At 64.7% G+C, this 16,334-nt stretch carries 16 protein-coding genes; 5 read left to right on the top strand and 11 right to left on the bottom strand.

Annotation, left to right across the window (positions count from 1 at the left end):
* Window positions 1-131: 131 nt before the first annotated feature.
* Window positions 132-596 carry a group III truncated hemoglobin gene (locus tag HAP40_RS27780; RefSeq protein ID WP_166814754.1) on the bottom strand — a complete coding sequence of 155 codons (465 nt, stop codon included), beginning with the start codon at window positions 594-596 and terminating at the stop codon, window positions 132-134.
* 140 nt (window positions 597-736) lie between these two features.
* A complete protein-coding gene (locus tag HAP40_RS27785) occupies window positions 737-1,588 on the bottom strand; it encodes a 3-hydroxybutyryl-CoA dehydrogenase (protein WP_166814753.1) in 852 nt (283 codons plus the stop codon).
* Between the two features lie 374 nt (window positions 1,589-1,962).
* Here HAP40_RS27785 and HAP40_RS27790 point away from each other — a divergent pair, with 374 nt between their 5' ends.
* The 4 genes from HAP40_RS27790 (at window position 1,963) to blaBJP (ending at window position 5,200) form a co-directional block, all read left to right on the top strand.
* Window positions 1,963-2,235 carry a hypothetical protein gene (locus HAP40_RS27790; RefSeq protein ID WP_166814752.1) on the top strand — a complete coding sequence of 91 codons (273 nt, stop codon included), beginning with the start codon at window positions 1,963-1,965 and terminating at the stop codon, window positions 2,233-2,235.
* A 251-nt stretch (window positions 2,236-2,486) separates the two neighbouring features.
* The gene (locus HAP40_RS27795; RefSeq protein ID WP_334270716.1) at window positions 2,487-3,806 is read left to right on the top strand and encodes a hypothetical protein; all 1,320 of its coding nucleotides are present in this window, start codon (window positions 2,487-2,489) and stop codon (window positions 3,804-3,806) included.
* Between the two features lie 61 nt (window positions 3,807-3,867).
* Window positions 3,868-4,143 carry a TonB-dependent receptor plug domain-containing protein gene (locus HAP40_RS27800; protein ID WP_166814751.1) on the top strand — a complete coding sequence of 92 codons (276 nt, stop codon included), beginning with the start codon at window positions 3,868-3,870 and terminating at the stop codon, window positions 4,141-4,143.
* A gap of 172 nt (window positions 4,144-4,315) precedes the next feature.
* Window positions 4,316-5,200, top strand: coding sequence for a BJP family subclass B3 metallo-beta-lactamase (gene blaBJP / locus HAP40_RS27805; protein ID WP_166814750.1), 885 nt, complete (start codon window positions 4,316-4,318; stop codon window positions 5,198-5,200).
* 216 nt (window positions 5,201-5,416) lie between these two features.
* Here the strand turns inward: blaBJP and HAP40_RS27810 are convergent, their stop codons facing one another.
* From HAP40_RS27810 to HAP40_RS27845, 8 genes are read right to left on the bottom strand one after another with little or no spacing between them, the layout of a single operon-like run.
* Window positions 5,417-6,136: an ABC transporter ATP-binding protein gene (locus tag HAP40_RS27810; RefSeq protein ID WP_166814749.1), complete on the bottom strand. Its 720-nt coding sequence runs from the start codon at window positions 6,134-6,136 to the stop codon at window positions 5,417-5,419.
* Window positions 6,129-6,884 (bottom strand): ABC transporter ATP-binding protein, encoded by a 756-nt coding sequence (locus HAP40_RS27815; protein ID WP_166814748.1) that lies wholly within the window; start codon window positions 6,882-6,884, stop codon window positions 6,129-6,131. The genes HAP40_RS27810 and HAP40_RS27815 overlap by 8 nt, the downstream gene beginning before the upstream one ends.
* Window positions 6,881-7,879 carry a branched-chain amino acid ABC transporter permease gene (locus HAP40_RS27820; RefSeq protein ID WP_166814747.1) on the bottom strand — a complete coding sequence of 333 codons (999 nt, stop codon included), beginning with the start codon at window positions 7,877-7,879 and terminating at the stop codon, window positions 6,881-6,883. The genes HAP40_RS27815 and HAP40_RS27820 overlap by 4 nt, the downstream gene beginning before the upstream one ends.
* Window positions 7,876-8,751 carry a branched-chain amino acid ABC transporter permease gene (locus HAP40_RS27825; protein WP_166819333.1) on the bottom strand — a complete coding sequence of 292 codons (876 nt, stop codon included), beginning with the start codon at window positions 8,749-8,751 and terminating at the stop codon, window positions 7,876-7,878. Before HAP40_RS27825 ends, HAP40_RS27820 begins: the two co-directional genes overlap by 4 nt.
* Before the next feature lie 11 nt (window positions 8,752-8,762).
* Entirely contained in the window at window positions 8,763-10,004 is a 1,242-nt protein-coding gene (locus tag HAP40_RS27830) for an ABC transporter substrate-binding protein (protein ID WP_166814746.1), read from the bottom strand.
* Window positions 10,005-10,027: 23 nt separating this feature from the next.
* Complete coding sequence (locus HAP40_RS27835; RefSeq protein ID WP_166814745.1) at window positions 10,028-12,403, bottom strand: xanthine dehydrogenase family protein molybdopterin-binding subunit; 2,376 nt, start codon at window positions 12,401-12,403, stop codon at window positions 10,028-10,030.
* Window positions 12,400-12,921, bottom strand: a complete 522-nt coding sequence (locus tag HAP40_RS27840) for a (2Fe-2S)-binding protein (RefSeq protein WP_166814744.1) — start codon at window positions 12,919-12,921, stop codon at window positions 12,400-12,402. The genes HAP40_RS27835 and HAP40_RS27840 overlap by 4 nt, the downstream gene beginning before the upstream one ends.
* Window positions 12,918-13,778: an FAD binding domain-containing protein gene (locus HAP40_RS27845; protein ID WP_166814743.1), complete on the bottom strand. Its 861-nt coding sequence runs from the start codon at window positions 13,776-13,778 to the stop codon at window positions 12,918-12,920. The genes HAP40_RS27840 and HAP40_RS27845 overlap by 4 nt, the downstream gene beginning before the upstream one ends.
* A gap of 255 nt (window positions 13,779-14,033) precedes the next feature.
* Between HAP40_RS27845 and HAP40_RS27850 the strand changes: the two genes are divergently transcribed.
* On the top strand, window positions 14,034-14,654 hold the full coding sequence (locus HAP40_RS27850; protein ID WP_166814742.1) for a TetR/AcrR family transcriptional regulator: 621 nt from the start codon (window positions 14,034-14,036) through the stop codon (window positions 14,652-14,654).
* A 5-nt stretch (window positions 14,655-14,659) separates the two neighbouring features.
* On the opposite strand, the gene hutU is transcribed toward HAP40_RS27850, so the two are convergent.
* On the bottom strand, window positions 14,660-16,330 hold the full coding sequence (gene hutU, locus HAP40_RS27855) for a urocanate hydratase (RefSeq protein ID WP_166814741.1): 1,671 nt from the start codon (window positions 16,328-16,330) through the stop codon (window positions 14,660-14,662).
* Window positions 16,331-16,334 lie beyond the last annotated feature (4 nt).

The raw sequence follows: 16,334 nt of genomic DNA on the forward strand, positions 1-16,334 counted from the left end.
TTCAAAGGCATTTTTGCAATTTCAACGTCACACCGCGCGACCTGCATGATGATTTTGCAGATCAGACCGATGCTGTTGGAATTGGTGCACCGCGCTCTCCGTCGCGCAGCACAAACGCAGAGCAGAACGCTTCAGGACCGAAGCACGTGCCGCGGCGATGCGATACGGCCGGCGACACTCGCCGACGCCATTTCAAAGCTGTCGGCGATGCGCCGCGCCTTGTCGATGAACAGCGCGGCTGCCGCCGGCGGGCAGACCTCGCGTGCCGTCTGCTCGAACAGATCGAGCCAGCGGTCGAAATGATCGCCGACCAGGCTCAGCGGCAGATGCGCGCGCATCGGCGAACCATGATAGCGGCCGCTCATCAGGACGACCGACGACCAGAAATCCCTGAGCTTGGCGAGATGCTCGTCCCAGTTCTGGACGATCGCAAAGACCGGACCGAGCAGCGCATCCTCGCGGACCCGTCCGTAGAAGCGCGTGACGAGTTCTCCGATCATGTCCTCCGTGATCCCGGTGCGCTCGATCGCGTCCTGGGTCAGCAGGTTCCGCCGTGCGGCCGCCGCCTCACGCTCGGCCTTCAATCGATCCGACATGTCCTCTGTGATCCGTTCCGTTGTTCCCGCGAGCCACCCGCTTCGACATCATCGGGCCAATTGCGCGCGGCGTCTTTGACGCAGCGCAAATTGCGGGGAATTGGGCGGCGGACGCTCAGTGCCCGCCGCCGAAGCCTTGATCAGGCGCTATAGGTGTAGAATCCCTGCCCGGTCTTGCGGCCGAGATGACCGGCATCGACCATCTCTTTCAGCAGCGGGGCTGGCCGATATTTAGGGTCGTTGAAGCCCTTGTAAAAGACCTCCATCACAGAAAGCATGGTGTCGAGCCCGACGAGGTCGGCGAGCGCCAGCGGCCCGATCGGATGGTTGCAGCCGAGCTTCATGCCGGCATCGATCTCTTCCGCGGTCGCGATCCCCTCCTGCAGCGCGAAGATCGCCTCGTTGATCATCGGGCACAGAATTCGGTTGACGGCAAAGCCCGGGCTGTTCTTGGCCGTGATCGCCACCTTGCCGACGCGCTTGGCGAAATCGAGCGCCTTGGCGTGGGTGTCGTCGGAGGTCTGCAAGCCGCGGATCAGCTCCAGCAGCGCCATCACAGGCACCGGGTTGAAGAAGTGCATGCCGATGAAGCGGTCGGGGCGGTCGGTCGCGGCGGCGAGCTTCGTGATCGAGATCGACGAGGTGTTGGTTGCAAGCAGCGTGCGCGGCGACAGCGTCGCGCAGAGATCCTTCAGGATCTTGACCTTGAGCTCTTCGTTCTCGGTCGCGGCCTCGATGACGAGATCGCAGTCCGACAGCTTCGCCCGATCGGTGGTACCGGTGATGCGCTTGAGCGTCGCCTCGCGGTCGGCCGCCGACAGCTTCTCCTTCTTGACTAGGCGCTCGAGGCTGCCGCCTACGGTCGAAAGGCCGCGGTTCACTGCGGCGTCGGAAATGTCGACCATCACGACCGAGAGGCCGGCCGCTGCGCAGACCTGCGCGATGCCGTTCCCCATGGTCCCTGCCCCGATGATGCCAACGGTTTGGATCATTGCGTCATATCCTTCATCCTTGAGGGCGCGCCAGGATGGCCCCGCCCCGTTGTTTCTGCCTCAGGGTCTAGCACCCCCATGGGGCGGCCGCGACCCGATCGTCGCTCCTTCCATAGAGCATTCCCAGGCGGAATAAAGCTGCCCTTCCGCCGCGGGGAAGCGTTGATTTGCATTCCGGAGGCAGCCCGACGCGTTCTGTGCCGAAACGCCCGTCTGGGCGCAGCCGCTGCGACGCCAGGTTTCTGCCACCATGCGCTTTCCGGCGACTTTGGCACCTCAAGACACATCGCTTGCCATGCGCGGACAACGCGGTCGCGCAGGAACGTCGTCAGCTCGGTCAGGTTGTCTCCGAGGTGAAAGTCAAGGAGACGACGATGAAGATGATCATTCTGGCATCCGCATGCATCATGGCCCTGGCAACCGGTGGCGCCCTCGCGCAGACGCAACCCACCCCGGGTGCGTCCGGCCAGGGCGAGGTCGGCCCCTCTTCGCGAGGCCCCGCGACCAAGGGAATGACGACGGGACGTTCATCGAACATGCAGAACGAGGCCGCCGACAGCAAGGGCGCTCGAACGCCGTCAGCCGGTGGCAGCAACACCAACAACATGGGAAGCCAGGCCGGCGGCGGCGCGGGCGCAGGCAAATAGAGCAGTCTTTTAGAGATATGGAGAGGGGCCGATGCCCCTCTCCCGCCAAGCCCGATCAGCGATCGAGGCGATACGACATGACGCTGCGGAGGCCCTGCAGCGCCGGCGCCCTCGATCGTCAAGGCCAGCCAGGCTCGTTGCCGTCGACCACATATCAACGGTGTCGAATGAGTCTTAGTCGGGCATGGAGACCCCATGCTCGCTACTTCCCGGCAGAAGCGTAGGCCGTGACGACGTAGCCGGATCGTGGAATGATCACACCAGCATCGCGCGTGCCTCGTCGCGATGCGCGATGTTCTGCAATTGGTCCCGCCTACATTGACATTAGTGTGACGGCCGGGGCAGTTTTTCACATTGCTGACGAATCAGCGATTGCCTCACGCCGAGTATCTCTTGGACAACTCCCAGTGCTTTCGAGACTGATATCGTTGCTGAGCCGCATCCCTGCGGTGAAATGGGCGTTCACCCGGCTTCGGCCCGCGCCGCACGGCGCCAACGTTGACGTCGCATCGATTGAAACGGATGGCACAGCTGCCATTGTCGACGTCGTGGAAACCGCACCGGCTTGCGTCACCGAGATCGGCGCGGAGCCTTTGCTTGAGAACGCCGGTCTCGCGCTCGCGGCTCCAATCGCGGAGGCGGCTCCGGTCACGGAAAATGACATCGCAGTTCCCGTCGTCGCGGAGAGCCCGTCGACCGGCATCGGCATCGACGACGCTTCAGTTGCGGAGATGCCGGCAGACGCCGAGACGCCGTTGCCGGTGGTCGAGCAGTCTGGAGCTTCATCGCTCGATCTCGAACACAAGACGCCTGTCGCCTCTGATGTCGTGACCGCCAGCGTTACGTCCTCTGATGTCCCGGCGGAGGTTGAACCTGTCGTCGCGGAGGAGATTCCTCTTCCAACTGCCGGGATCGAGGCCGCTCCGGTTGATGGCCCTGATGACATCAGCAAGCACGATGCTTCGCCCATCGTTTCCGCAGCCGTCGGCCCGGTCGTTGCCGATCAAATCCACGTCGTTCTCGCCGATGGCGTTGCGGCGGACGCACCCGAAGCCAGCGTCGACGGCGACACATCGCCCGGCACCGAGATCACGCCGGCGCCCGCAGACGATCGTCCGCTCGCCGCAGCCATCGAGGTTCCTTCTACCGACTTGCCCGGCGCCTTCACGACCATCGCGCCGGGTCCCGCTGTTGTCACTCCCGCTGCGGACATCCGCAGCGCACGGAAAGCTCGGGCCCGCCCCGTGGAACCCGCCGATCGCGCCGCGCTGATCCGGCAGCGCTGGGGGGAGACGGGCATCAGGATGTGGAATCCGCGCCTTCACGGCACCGGCGACGCCACGCTCAACATCCAGGGCAGCGTCGGACTGCTGCCGCCGGCACCCGGCGAGACGATGCCGCGCTACGACAAGCTGGAATTCAAGATGCTGGGTGGGCAGATCGTCTGCGAGGGCGTCATCGTCGAGGCACCTGCGCATGCGAGCCAGCGCAGTTTTACGCGGCTCGCCGAGTCTGCGAAACTCGACCGGGTCCGCGAACCCGTGCGGGAACGTCAGGCCGCTCTCGCCTGATCCTTTGTTCTGCGGCCACCCGAGCTTGTGCTAGGGTGACGTCCCGACAAGGAGATCGCCTATGCGCGCGAGATCGCTGTCTCTGGTCCTGATCGCCGCCGTCTGCACGTCGCAACCCGCTCTCGCGGCGGGCAAGCGACCGCGCCATACGACGGCTCCCGCCACCGATCTCGCGGCGCCCTACAGGGCCGATCGGCTCTCCTCCTCGCGCGGCGAAACGATCCTCGACACGCCCGGCCAGACCACCGTGCTGACACGGCAAGTCCTCGACGACAAGAAAGCAACAAGCCTCCGCGACGCCATGCGCTCGACCGCCGGCGTGACGATCGGGCGTTAGGCTTCGCTCGGCGCTCTCGGCCGACCCGCCGCTATTCCGCGCGGCACATCGATATTTCCAGACACGAAGCAGTTGCCCGCAACGCCAGCCACGACGTAACTTGCGCAGCGGTCGAGCCACACGACATTCGCGCGCCCGATCAAAACGACAAGAACAATCTGGGAGACGAACCATGAGAAGGCTCACGGCCGTACTGTGTGCATCGGTGCTGCTCGCAACGAGTGCGCAGGCGCAAACCATCAAGGATTTCCTGGCCGCGGTCATGCAGAAGTGGACGGCGCCATTCGAGCCATTCCAGCTCATCGGCAACATCTACTATGTCGGCACCGCCGGTATCGCCGTCTACGTCATCAAGACACCGCAAGGCCTGATCCTGATGGATACGGCGATGCCCCAGTCGACAGGCATGATTAAGGACAACATCGTCAAGCTCGGCTTCAAGGTTTCGGACATCAAGATCATTCTCAACACGCACGCACATCTCGATCACACCGGCGGTTTTGCCCAGATCAAGAAGGAGACCGGCGCGCAGCTCGTGGCCGGCGAACGGGACAAGCCGCTGCTCGAAGGCGGCTATTATCCCGGCGACGAGAAGAACGCGGATCTCGCCTTTCCTCCGGTGAAGGTCGACCGCACGGTGAAGGAAGGCGACAAGGTCATGCTCGGCGACGTCACGCTGACGGCGCACGAAACGCCGGGCCACTCGCCGGGCTGCACGAGCTGGGAGATGAGCGTCAAGGACGGCGATCAGAACCGCGAGGTGCTGTTCTTCTGCAGCGGCACGGTCGCGCTGAACAGGCTGGTCGGCCAGCCGACCCATCCCGGTATCGTCGACGACTATCGCGCCACTTTCTCCAAGGCCAAGGCGATGAAGATCGACGTGCTGCTCGGGCCGCATCCGGAGGTCTATGGCATGCAGGCCAAGCGCGCGCAGATGAAGGACGGCTCGCCCAACCCGTTCGTCAAGCCGGAGGAGCTTGCAACCTACATCACCGGCCTGTCGGAGGATTTCGACAAGCAGCTGGCCAAGCAGACCGCCGCGCTGGAGAAGAAATAGCCGCCATCAGGCATTGCGCTTCAACTCGTTCACCCGGAGAGGCCAAAGCCCGCACCGAACCCGCAGCGCGCGAGGTGCTGCGGGCAATCGGCCATGACGACGCGCATGGTTAGCAGGACGTAGCCGTGCCCGCCGACGCGATTGGCGACTAACTGGCAAAGGAACGACTTCGCCTCGACGGCGCCGAGGCCAAGGTCGTGGCGTAGTGGTTGATTGTCAGACCGCGCAGTAGCGCTCCTGGATGTCCTTGTCGGCGAGCAGCGCGGACGCGCTGCTTTGATGCACCACTTCGCCCTGATCGATGATGACGGCGCGGTCGGCCAGCCGCAGCGCCCATTCGACGTTCTGCTCCACCAGCAGCAACGTCTTGCCCTCGTCGCGCAGGCGGCGGAACAGAACCCCCATCTCCTCGACCAGCACCGGCATGATGCCCTCCGATGGCTCGTCGAGCAGGATCATCCTGGGCTTGGCAATCAGCGCCCGCGCGATCGCCAGCATCTGCTGCTCGCCGCCGGAGAGCGTCACGCCCTCCTGATCGAGCCGCTCCTTCAGGCGCGGAAAGGTTTCGGCGATCTCGTCGATGGCCGCGCGTTCCTCGATATCGCTGCCCGCCGCGACCAGGCCGAGCCGGAGGTTCTCGCGTACGGAGAGCCCGGGAACGATGCGACGCTCCTCTGGTACATAGGCGAGGCCCAGGTGGAAACGCTGGTGCGCACGCAGTGGCAGGAGCTCCCTGCCTGCGAAGCGCACGCGGCCCTCGGCCTTTGGCATCAGGCCCATCATCGCCCGCAAGGTAGTGGTCTTGCCGGCGCCATTGCGGCCGACGAGCGCGACCACTTCGCCCGGGTTCACGTGCAGCGAGATGCCGTGGAGAACGTGGCTCGCGCCATACCAGGCATGGAGGTCCTCGATGTCGAGCAGTGCGGTCTCAGCCATAGCCTTCACTCTGTCCGAGGTAGACCCGGCGGACTTCCGGGTTGCTCCTGATGTCGTCCGGCGCGCCGTCTGCGAGCAACCGGCCGTGGTGTAGCACCACGACGCGCTTGGACAGTCCCAGCACCATCTTCATCTTGTGCTCCACCAGGAGCACGGTGCGTTTCTCTGCCAGCCGCTCCAGCAGCGCCACCATGTCCTTGGTCTCTTCCGGGCCCATCCCGGCGGTCGGCTCGTCCAGCAGCAGCAGTTCCGGCTCGGAGACCAGCGCGATCGCGATCTCCAGTGCGCGCTGCTGGCCATGCGACAGGAATTTCGCCAGATCGCCGCGCTTGCCGAGCAAGCCGACCGCCTCGAGCACGGCATCAGCACGTGCATTCAGCTCGGAGAGCCGGGTGCGGTTGCGCCAGATGTCGTAGCTCACGGTCAGCGCCTGTGCCGCCACGCGGACGTTCTCATGCACGGACAGGTCCGGAAAGATGTTCGTGATCTGGTAAGACCGCGAAATGCCCTGATGCACGAAGCGATGCTGCGGCAGGCCGTTGAGCTCGCGTCCCCTGAATTGCAGTCTGCCCGACGTCGGCGTCAAGGCACCCGACAGGATGTTGAAGAGAGTGCTCTTGCCGGCGCCGTTCGGCCCGATGATCGAGGTGAGCTGGCCGGCCGCGAACGACACGGAGATGTCTTCGAGCGCGACGAAGCCACCGAAGCGTTTGCCGATACCATCGGCGCGAAGCAATTCGCCGCTCATGGCTGCGCCTTTCCGATGCGGAGGGCGTCCAGCAGCGTTCCCCAGATGCCCTTGGGCAGGAACAGCACGAACAGGACGAAGATCGCGCCGACGAAGATCTGCCAATGCGGCGTCCAGAGCGAGATGACATCCTCCAGGATCAGGAAGCTTGCGGCACCGACGAAGGGTCCGAAGAAGCTGCGGGCGCCGCCGAGCAGCACCATCATCACGATCATGCCTGAGGTCTGGTAGTGCAGGATGTCCAGCGGTACGATGGACAAATGCAGCGCCAGCATGCAGCCACCGAGCGATGAGATCGCGCCCGACAGCATGAACACGACCAGCTTGCTGCGTTCGACGTCGTAGCCGCAGGCCCGTGCCCGCTGCTCGTTCTCGCGGATCGCTTCGATCACGGCGCCGAACGGCGAGTTCAGAATGCGCGACTGGAACCACATCGCCAGCGCCGCAAAGACCATCAGCACGTAGTACTTGTTGACGGGGTCGAGGAAATTGACCTGGAGACCGAGCAGATTGATGCGGTCGACGGTGAAGCCGCGCAGGCCGTTCTCGCCGCCGGTAAAAGAGGCTGCCTGGAGCGCGACGTAGTAGACGAGTTGCGCCAAAGCGAGCGTCACCATGGAGAAATAGATTCCGCGGGTGCGCGTGGAGACGAGACCGATCACGGCCGCAAGACAGGTGCTGAGAAGCACGGCGAGCCCGACCGCGGCAAGCCACGGCACGCCATAGCGGCCGATCGCGATCCCGGTGAAGTAGGCGCCTGCGCCGAAGAATGCGGCCTGACCAAACGACAACAGTCCGGTGTAGCCGAACAGCAGATTGTAGCCCATCACCACGACGCCGTAGATCAGGACATTGACCGCCAGAGCCTTGGACGGCAGCAGCCAGGGCAGCACGGCCAGTACGGCGATCGAGAGCAGCACGCGGTGGTCGAGAATCCGGTCGAGGCCGCCCGGTGCAGATTTGGCGAGAGCTTCGCCGCTCGAACGTAGCGTCACGCCGTCCTCCCTCTGACGCCGAACAGCCCCTGCGGGCGGATCAGCAGCACCACCGCCATCAGCGCGAACATGACGATGGTCGCCATCTCCGGCGCGAACAGTGCCACCAGGCTGATGGAAATGCCGACCATGAGCCCGGCCACGACAGCGCCGACGATCGAACCGAGGCCGCCGATCACGGTCACGACGAAAGCTTCCGCCAGCACCAGAGAGCCCATTTCCGGGTTGACGCTGCGCATCGGTCCCGCCAGCACGCCGCCCAGGGCGGCGAGCCCGACGCCGAGCCCGAAGATCGCGAGCCAGACCCGGCCAATGTCGACGCCGAGCACCTGCATGATGGTGGGATCGCGCGCGCCCGCGCGCACGATCAGGCCGACGCGGGTCTTCTCCAGCGTCAGCCAGAGCGCCAGCAGCACCACCGCGACCAGCACGATGACGAACAGGCGGTAGCGCGGGAAGAAGCCAATGCCGAGGTCGAGCACGCCGATCAGCTGCGGCGGCGTCGGAAACGGAATGCCGTCGCTGCCGAACACGATGCGCACGCCCTCGACCAGAATGTAGCTGAGGCCGAAGGTGAGCAGCAGCGGATCGTCGATCGAGCGCCCATAAAGCCTGCGGATCAGGACGAACTCGATCAGCATGCCGAAGGCGCCGATCAAGATGGGAGCCAGCAGCAACCCCCACCAGAAGCTGCCTGTGAGCGATGCCAGATACAGTCCCGCATAGGCCCCGATCATGAACAGCGCGCCATGGGCGAAATTCACCACCCCGAGCATGCCGAACACGATCGTCAGGCCAAGTGCCGTGATCACCAGGACCGCCCCAAGGGCGATCCCGGAGAGAAGCTGCATAACGATCAGCGACAGGTCCATCATCACAAGACTTAGGTGGCGTGGCCGAGCTCGCTGCAGCTGCGCAGCATATCGTCAGAGCCGGCGTCGTTGGCCAGGATCGCGAACAGATCGTTGTCGCCCGCCATGGCTGACTTCTTCTTGGACTCCAGCACCAGCACCGACTGGACAGACTGATGGTCGCATTTGCGGTAGTGCTGCGGACCCTTGGTCAGATCGTATTGCAGCTTCTCCAGGGCATCGATGACCTTGTCGGTATCGGTGCCGCCCGCGGCCTGCATGGCAGCCAGCAGCGATCCGACGCCGGAATAGCCGTAAGCGCCGTAGTCGGTCGGGATCGCGCCGCCGTTGGCGGCCTTGAACGCCGTGTTGAAGGCGGCCGCCGACTTGCTCTGCGTCTCCAGGCCCCAATAATAGTTGGCACCGCCGACCACGCCCTCGAACACGTCGGGGCCGACTGCGAGGCGCTGGTTGTGCAGGATGACCGGCACGACGATCTTCATCTGCTGCTTGATGCCGAAATCCACAGCCTGCTTGATCGCGTTGGCCTGGTCGCGGCCGAAATTGGAGATGCAGAGCACGTCCGGCCGCATCGACATCAGGCGCGGCATGAAGGTGGAGTAGTCGGCAGCGCCGAACGGATGCAGGATCTCGCCGACATTGTCGGCACCGATTGCCGCCTGCGCTCGCTTGAAGCCGCGCAGCATCTCATGGCCGTAAGCATAGTCGGCGACGAGATGAGCGACCTTCATCCCCTTCTTCAGGGTCTGACGCGCCACGGCGGCAGTCGTCATGTGCGGGTTCAGCGCCTCATGGAAGGTGTATTTGCTGAAGTCCTTGGCCTCGTTGATGGTGTCGGACTGGCTGATCGAGACGTAGATCACGCCGCGGGCGCGGGTGACCTCGTTGACCGCCAGCTGCACCGCGCTGGAGAGCGCCCCGACCACGGCGTGAACCTTGTCCTTCTCGATCAGCTCGAGCGTGCGGGTCGCCGCCTCGCCGGCATTGAGCTTGTCGTCGCGCACCAGGAGCTCGACCTTGCGGCCGCCGATTCCGCCCTTGTCATTGACGAGCTTGACGGCGAGCTCGGCACACTTGACCTGGTCGCGCGCTTCCGCAGCGAACGGGCCGGTCAGCGGCGTCGGGAAGCCGATGCGGATCGGCTCATCCGCGGCGCGAGCGAGCCGCGGCATCGCGAGCAGTGCCGCGCTGGCCGAGAGGCCGGCGAGCGCGGTGCGGCGGGTCATCTTCGGGGTCGAACCGGATTTTGGCATGATTTCCTCCAACTGTCTTTTTTCTAGAAACGCTTCAGGGCTTTCAGGACTTTGGCGGGCGTGATTGGGATGGAATTGATCTTGGCACCGAACGGCGCAAGCGCATCGTTGACGGCGTTGAGCACGCAGGCGGACGCCGCGGCCGTGCCGGCCTCGCCAACCCCCTTGGCGCCGAGCTCGGTGTCGGCGGTCGGGGTCTCGACATGGGCGATGACGATGTCGGGCATCTCCATCGGCATCGGCACGAGATAGTCGGCGAGCGAGCCGTTCATGAGCTGGCCGGTCTCGCTGTAGCGGCATTCCTCGAACAGCGCCGCGCCCAGCCCCTGCACGATGCCGCCGCGGAGCTGCTCGTCCACCAGCATCGGATTGATGACGCGGCCGCAATCCTCGACGATGAAATGCTTCAGAAGCTTGACGAAGCCGGTCTCGACGTCGACCTCGAGCGAGCAGCCCTGGATGCCGTTGGTGAAGGCGAAGGGATAACCCTGCGGCGCAAAATGGTGGCTAACGGTAAGCTGCGCCTGCGTGCCCGGCGGCAAAGTGTCGGAGCGGAAATAGGCGATACGCGCGATCTCCGCGATCGGCATCCGCTGGTTCCGCGTGCCCGCGTCGACGATTTCGCCATGAACGATGTCGAGCGCCGACGGCTGCTCCTGAAGGATCAGCGCGGCAATGTCCAGAATGTTGCGCTTGAGGGCGCGCGCAGCCTGCAGCGCGGTCTCCCCGCCGATGCCGGCGCCGCGGCAGGCCCAGGTGGCGCCGCCATGCGGCGTCACCTCGGTGTCGCCGGTGATGACCTTGACGTGCTCCTGCGCAAGGCCGAGCTGATCGGCCACGATCTGGCTGATGATCGCCTCGGTGCCCTGCCCCTGCTCGGTGACCGAGATCAGGCAGCGCACCTCGCCTGACGGCGTCAGGCTGACGATCGCGCCATCTTGCGAAGAGATTCGCGCACCGCCGACGCCGTAGAACGCGGGACCTGGATTGGTGATCTCGACGAAGGCCGCAATGCCGATGCCGCGATGGACGCCGCGCGTGCGCAACTCTGCCTGCTCGGCACGGAGCGCATCATAGTTCATCAGTTCGTGCAGGCGTTTGAGGCAAGCCTGGTGGGAGAGCGCCTCGAAACGGTAGCCGGTCGGTGACGTCTGCGGATAGTCATCGTCTGCGATCACGTTCTGCGCGCGGATGGCGAAGGGATCGATGCCAAGCCTGGCGGCGGCCATGTCAACAAGACGCTCGGTCACCGCGCAGGCGATGGGATGGCCGACGGCACGGTACTGGCTGGTCTGCACCTTGTTCTGGAAGATCACCTCCAGCGTGGCGCGATAGTTCTTGAAGCGATAGGGCGCACCGATCAGCCGGATAACCTGATTGCCCTCGACCACGCTGGTGCGCGGATAGGTCGAGAACGCGCCGATCGCGGTCAAATCCAGCACGTCCATCGCCAGGATCTCGCCCTTGGCGTCCAGCGCCATCCGGGCGCGGACGCGATGGTCGCGGGCGTGAATGTCCGACACAAAGGACTCGATGCGGTCAGCAACGTATTTGACGGGGCGGCCGATCAGGATCGAGAGGCCGACCACCGCCATATCCTCGTGATAGACATGCAGCTTCATCCCGAACGAGCCGCCGATGTCGGTGGCAATCACGCGAACACGGGCCTCGGGAATGCCGTAGTGGCGCGAATAGAGGTCCTGGAACTGGTAGGGCGTTTGCGTCGCGTGATGCACGGTCAGCATCCCGGCCGCGGGGACGTAGTCGGCGACGATGGCGCGTGGCTCCAGTGTCACCGCGGTATGGCGGCCGAAGGAAAACTCCTCCTCCACCACATGAGCTGCATGTGCAAACGCGTCGTCGACAGTGCCGCTGTCGAGCTGGCTACGGAAGCAGGTATTGTCGGCGCTGCCGGGATTGATCAGCGGGCCGCCGGCCTCCCGCGCGCGGTCGATATCGACGACGAGAGGAAGGTCCTCGTAGTCGATCTCGATCAGCTCCAGCGCATCCTCGGCGATGGCCCTGCTCTCGGCGACGACGGCCACCACGGCCTGTCCCGCCCAGACAACGCGATCCAATGGCAGCGGCAATTGCGGCGCCGAGGTCATGCCCTTGAAATGATCGAGCGTGCCGATCCAGGGCGTGCAGATCCTGGCAAGGTCCGTACCCGTGGCAACGAGATGTACGCCTTCGAGCCCGCGCGCCTCGTCGGCATTGATCGTGACGATTCGCGCATGTGCATGCGGGCTGCGCAGGAAGGCAGCATGGAGCATGCGCGGCAGCCGGAGATCGCTGACATAGTGCCCGCGTCCGGCGAGCAGGCGCTTGGCGTTCGGCCGCGGCAGGGAACGGCCGATATAGGAGTTCGGGCGGTCGAGCGAGGTCAGCGGCGCGCTCATGTCGCGCCTCCGGTCCCACCGCGCGCTTTGGCGACGGCGTCGATCGCGTCAACGATGGCCTCATAGCCGGTGCAGCGGCAATAATTGCCCGATAGCGCGTCGCGGATCTCCTCGCGGCACGGCTGCGCCACCTGCGAGAGCAGCTCATGGGCATTGATCAGCATGCCCGGGGTGCAGAAGCCGCATTGCAGCGCGTTGCGGCGGTGGAATTCGGCCTGGAGTTCGGTGAGTGCGCCGGCCTCGGTGAGACCCTCGATCGTGTTGATGGTCGCGCCGTCGGCCTGCACCGCGAAGACCAGGCAGGAATGCACCGCGCGGCCATCGAGCTGCACCAGGCAAGCGCCGCAGGCCCCCATCTCGCAACCGGCATGCGTGCCGGTCAGTTCGAGCTTGTCGCGCAGGCAATCGACCAGCGTCTGGCGCGGCGTGACCTCGCAGGCGACCTTGCGGCCGTTGACGACAAGGCGGACCCGGACGGTCTCGTCCGCTACGTCCAGACTATGGTCGTAGCCGCTCATTTGCTTTCACCGAAACGTCCGAGCAGGCGGCCGAGCAGCACGCGGGCAAGATGCATTCGCATCGCCGGCGGCACCTCGTCGCTCTCCGGCGGCGCGAGATCGCCTTCGAGCGCGGCTTGCGCGGCAGCAATCCGGTCGGCATCGAGTCCTTTGCCGACGAGCGTCGCCTCGGTATGCCTCGCCCGCGTCGGCGTGTCGCCAACTGAAAAGAAGGAGATGCGGATGTCGTCGATGCGCCCGCCAGTGAAAGTTGCCAGCATCCCGCAACCGACCAGCGCGTAATCGCCACGCCGCCGTGCCAGCTCGTCGAATGCAAAGCGCTGGTCGGCCTTGAACAGCGGAACATGGATCGCAGTGATCAACTCGCCGGGCTGCAACGCCGTCTCGAACAGGTCGATGAAGAAATCGTCGGCCTTCACGCGTCGGCGCCCTGCCGGACCGACCATCTCGATCTCGGCATCCAGCGCCAAGGTCATGGCCGGAAATTCGGAGGCGGGATCGGCCAGCGCGACGCTGCCGCCTAACGTGCCGCGGTTTCGGATGGCCGGATGGGCGACGAAGGGCGCCGCCGCATGCAGGAGCGGTGCGAATTCGGCGATCAGCGGCTCGCTCAGCATCTCGCTATGGCGCGTCAGCGCGCCGATGCGCAGATAGCCGCCCTCGCGCCTGACGCCGCGCAGCTCGCCGATGTGGGTGATGTCGATCAGCAGCCGCGGCGCCTGGAGCCGCAGCGACAGCGCCGGCACGAGGCTCTGGCCGCCGGCGATGTAACGTGCGTCGTCCCCGGCGCGCGCGTGAGCGTCCAGCGCCTGGTCGATCGTCGCAGCACGAAAATAGCTGAAAGCCCTCGCCTTCACTGCCGTTTCCTCGAGATCCGTCGGCCCATCGGCCTGGATGCCAGATTTGTAACCATCTGGTCTCAAAATCCTGACATGCCGCCGGAAGCCGGTCAACAGGAAATGACCATTTGGTCACAAATGCAGCTTGGGCTATGAAGGACGCAAGACGTTCGATTCAGCGGCGAAATGGCTCGAAAAGCGCAGAAAACGGCAAAGCGACCGGTCCGCAAGCGGACTGAGACAGGCAGCAAGTCTGCGCCAAAGCGCCGCAACATGCGTGCGGCCGATCGCGAGCGCGCGATCGTGGACGAGGCAATCCGCTTCTTCGCCGAGCGCGGCTTCGAGGGCCAGACCCGCGAGCTCGCCAAGCGCATGGGCATCACGCATTCGGCGATCTACCGCCACTTCCCGAGCAAGGAAGCGCTGATCGAACGGGTCTATCAGGAGGTCTATCTCAGCCGCTGGTCGCCCGATTGGGGACCGATGATCCGCGACCGCACTTTGCCGCTCGAGGCCCGGCTCACGCGTTTCTATCTCGACTATGTCGAACGCGTGTTCGAGTACAATTGGGTGCGGATCTTCGTCTTCTCCGGCATGAAGTCGTTTGGCATCACCAGCCGCTATCTCGACATCGTCCGGCGCGAGATCATCGAGCCCGCGGCTGGTGAGCTGCGTTATGAGTTGAAATTGCCCGACGCAAAAGCGCACTCATTGAGTGAACGCGAGACCGAGCTGTTCTGGGGCCTGCACGGCCGCATCTTCTATCTCGCCATCCGCAAGTTCATCTACGCGACGCCGATCCCGCCGGACCTCGACGCGATCGTCCGCGACGCCGTCCAGACTTTCATGGACGGCGCGAAGACGACGATGCCGAGGCTCCTGGAGAGCGGCTGAGGGCGTTACTTCGCCAGGCTCGGCAGATCGAGCCCCTTGTCGCGGGCGCAGTCGATCGCGGTCTCATAGCCCGCATCGGCATGGCGCATGACGCCGGTCGCCGGATCGTTCCAGAGCACGCGCTCGATCCGCTTGGCCGCTTCCGGTGTACCGTCGGCGACGATCACCATGCCGGCATGCTGCGAATAGCCGATGCCGACGCCGCCGCCATGGTGCAGCGAGACCCAGGTCGCGCCGCTGGCGCAGTTGAGCAGCGCGTTGAGCAAGGGCCAGTCGGACACCGCATCCGATCCGTCCTTCATCGCCTCGGTCTCGCGGTTGGGGCTTGCCACCGAGCCGCTGTCGAGATGATCGCGGCCAATCACGATGGGCGCCTTCAATTCGCCGCGCGCCACCATCTCGTTGAAGGCCAAGCCCAGACGATGGCGATCGCCGAGGCCGACCCAGCAGATTCGTGCCGGCAGGCCCTGGAACTTGATGCGCTCCTTGGCCATGTCGAGCCAATTGTGCAGATGCTTGTCGTCAGGCATCAGCTCCTTGACCTTGGCGTCGGTCTTGAAGATGTCCTCGGGATCGCCGGAGAGCGCAGCCCAGCGGAACGGCCCAACGCCGCGGCAGAACAAGGGACGGATATAGGCGGGAACGAAGCCCGGGAAATCGAATGCGTTCTTCAGGCCCATGTCCTGCGCCATCTGGCGGATGTTGTTGCCGTAGTCGAGCGTCGGGATGCCCTGCGCGTGGAAGTCCAGCATGGCCTGGACATGCTCGACCATCGACGTCTTGGATGCACGCTCGACCGCCTTCGGATCGGAGCCACGCTTGGCTTCCCACTCCGCGAGCGTCCAGCCCTTCGGCAAGTATCCATTGATCGGATCGTGCGCGCTGGTCTGGTCGGTGACAATGTCTGGCCTGATACCCCGGCGCACCAGCTCCGGAAAAATCTCCGCCGCATTGCCGAGCAGGCCGACCGAGACTGCCTTCTTCGTCTTCGCCACCTCCGCCATCATCGCCAGCGCTTCGTCGAGCGTTGCGGCCTGGCGATCGAGATATCCGGTGCGCAGCCGCATCTCGATGCGGCTCGGCTGGCATTCGACCGCGAGCATCGAGGCGCCGGCCATGGTCGCAGCCAGCGGTTGCGCACCGCCCATGCCGCCGAGACCGGCGGTGAGAATCCATTTTCCCGCAAGGCTGCCGCCATAATGGCGACGGCCGACCTCGACGAAGGTCTCGTAGGTGCCCTGCACGATGCCCTGGCTGCCGATATAGATCCAGGAGCCCGCCGTCATCTGGCCGTACATCATCAGGCCCTTCCGATCGAGCTCGTTGAAATGATCGAGCGTTGCCCAGTGCGGCACGATGTTGGAGTTCGCGATCAGCACCCTTGGCGCGTCGGCATGGGTGCGGAACACCCCGACCGGCTTGCCGGACTGGACCAGCAGCGTCTGGTCAGCTTCAAGTGAGCGCAAGGCCGCCGCGATCCGGTCGAAGCTGTCCCAGTCGCGTGCGGCGCGGCCGATGCCGCCATAGACGACCAGCTCACTCGGGCGCTCCGCGACATCAGGATCGAGATTGTTCATCAACATGCGCAAGGGCGCTTCCGTGAGCCAGCTCTTGGCGCTGATATCGCTGCCACGAGGGGCGCGGATGATGCGGTCATTGTCCAGTCGGCGGTTCATGCGG

Source organism: Bradyrhizobium sp. 1(2017), assembly GCF_011602485.2.
Taxonomy (GTDB): domain Bacteria; phylum Pseudomonadota; class Alphaproteobacteria; order Rhizobiales; family Xanthobacteraceae; genus Bradyrhizobium.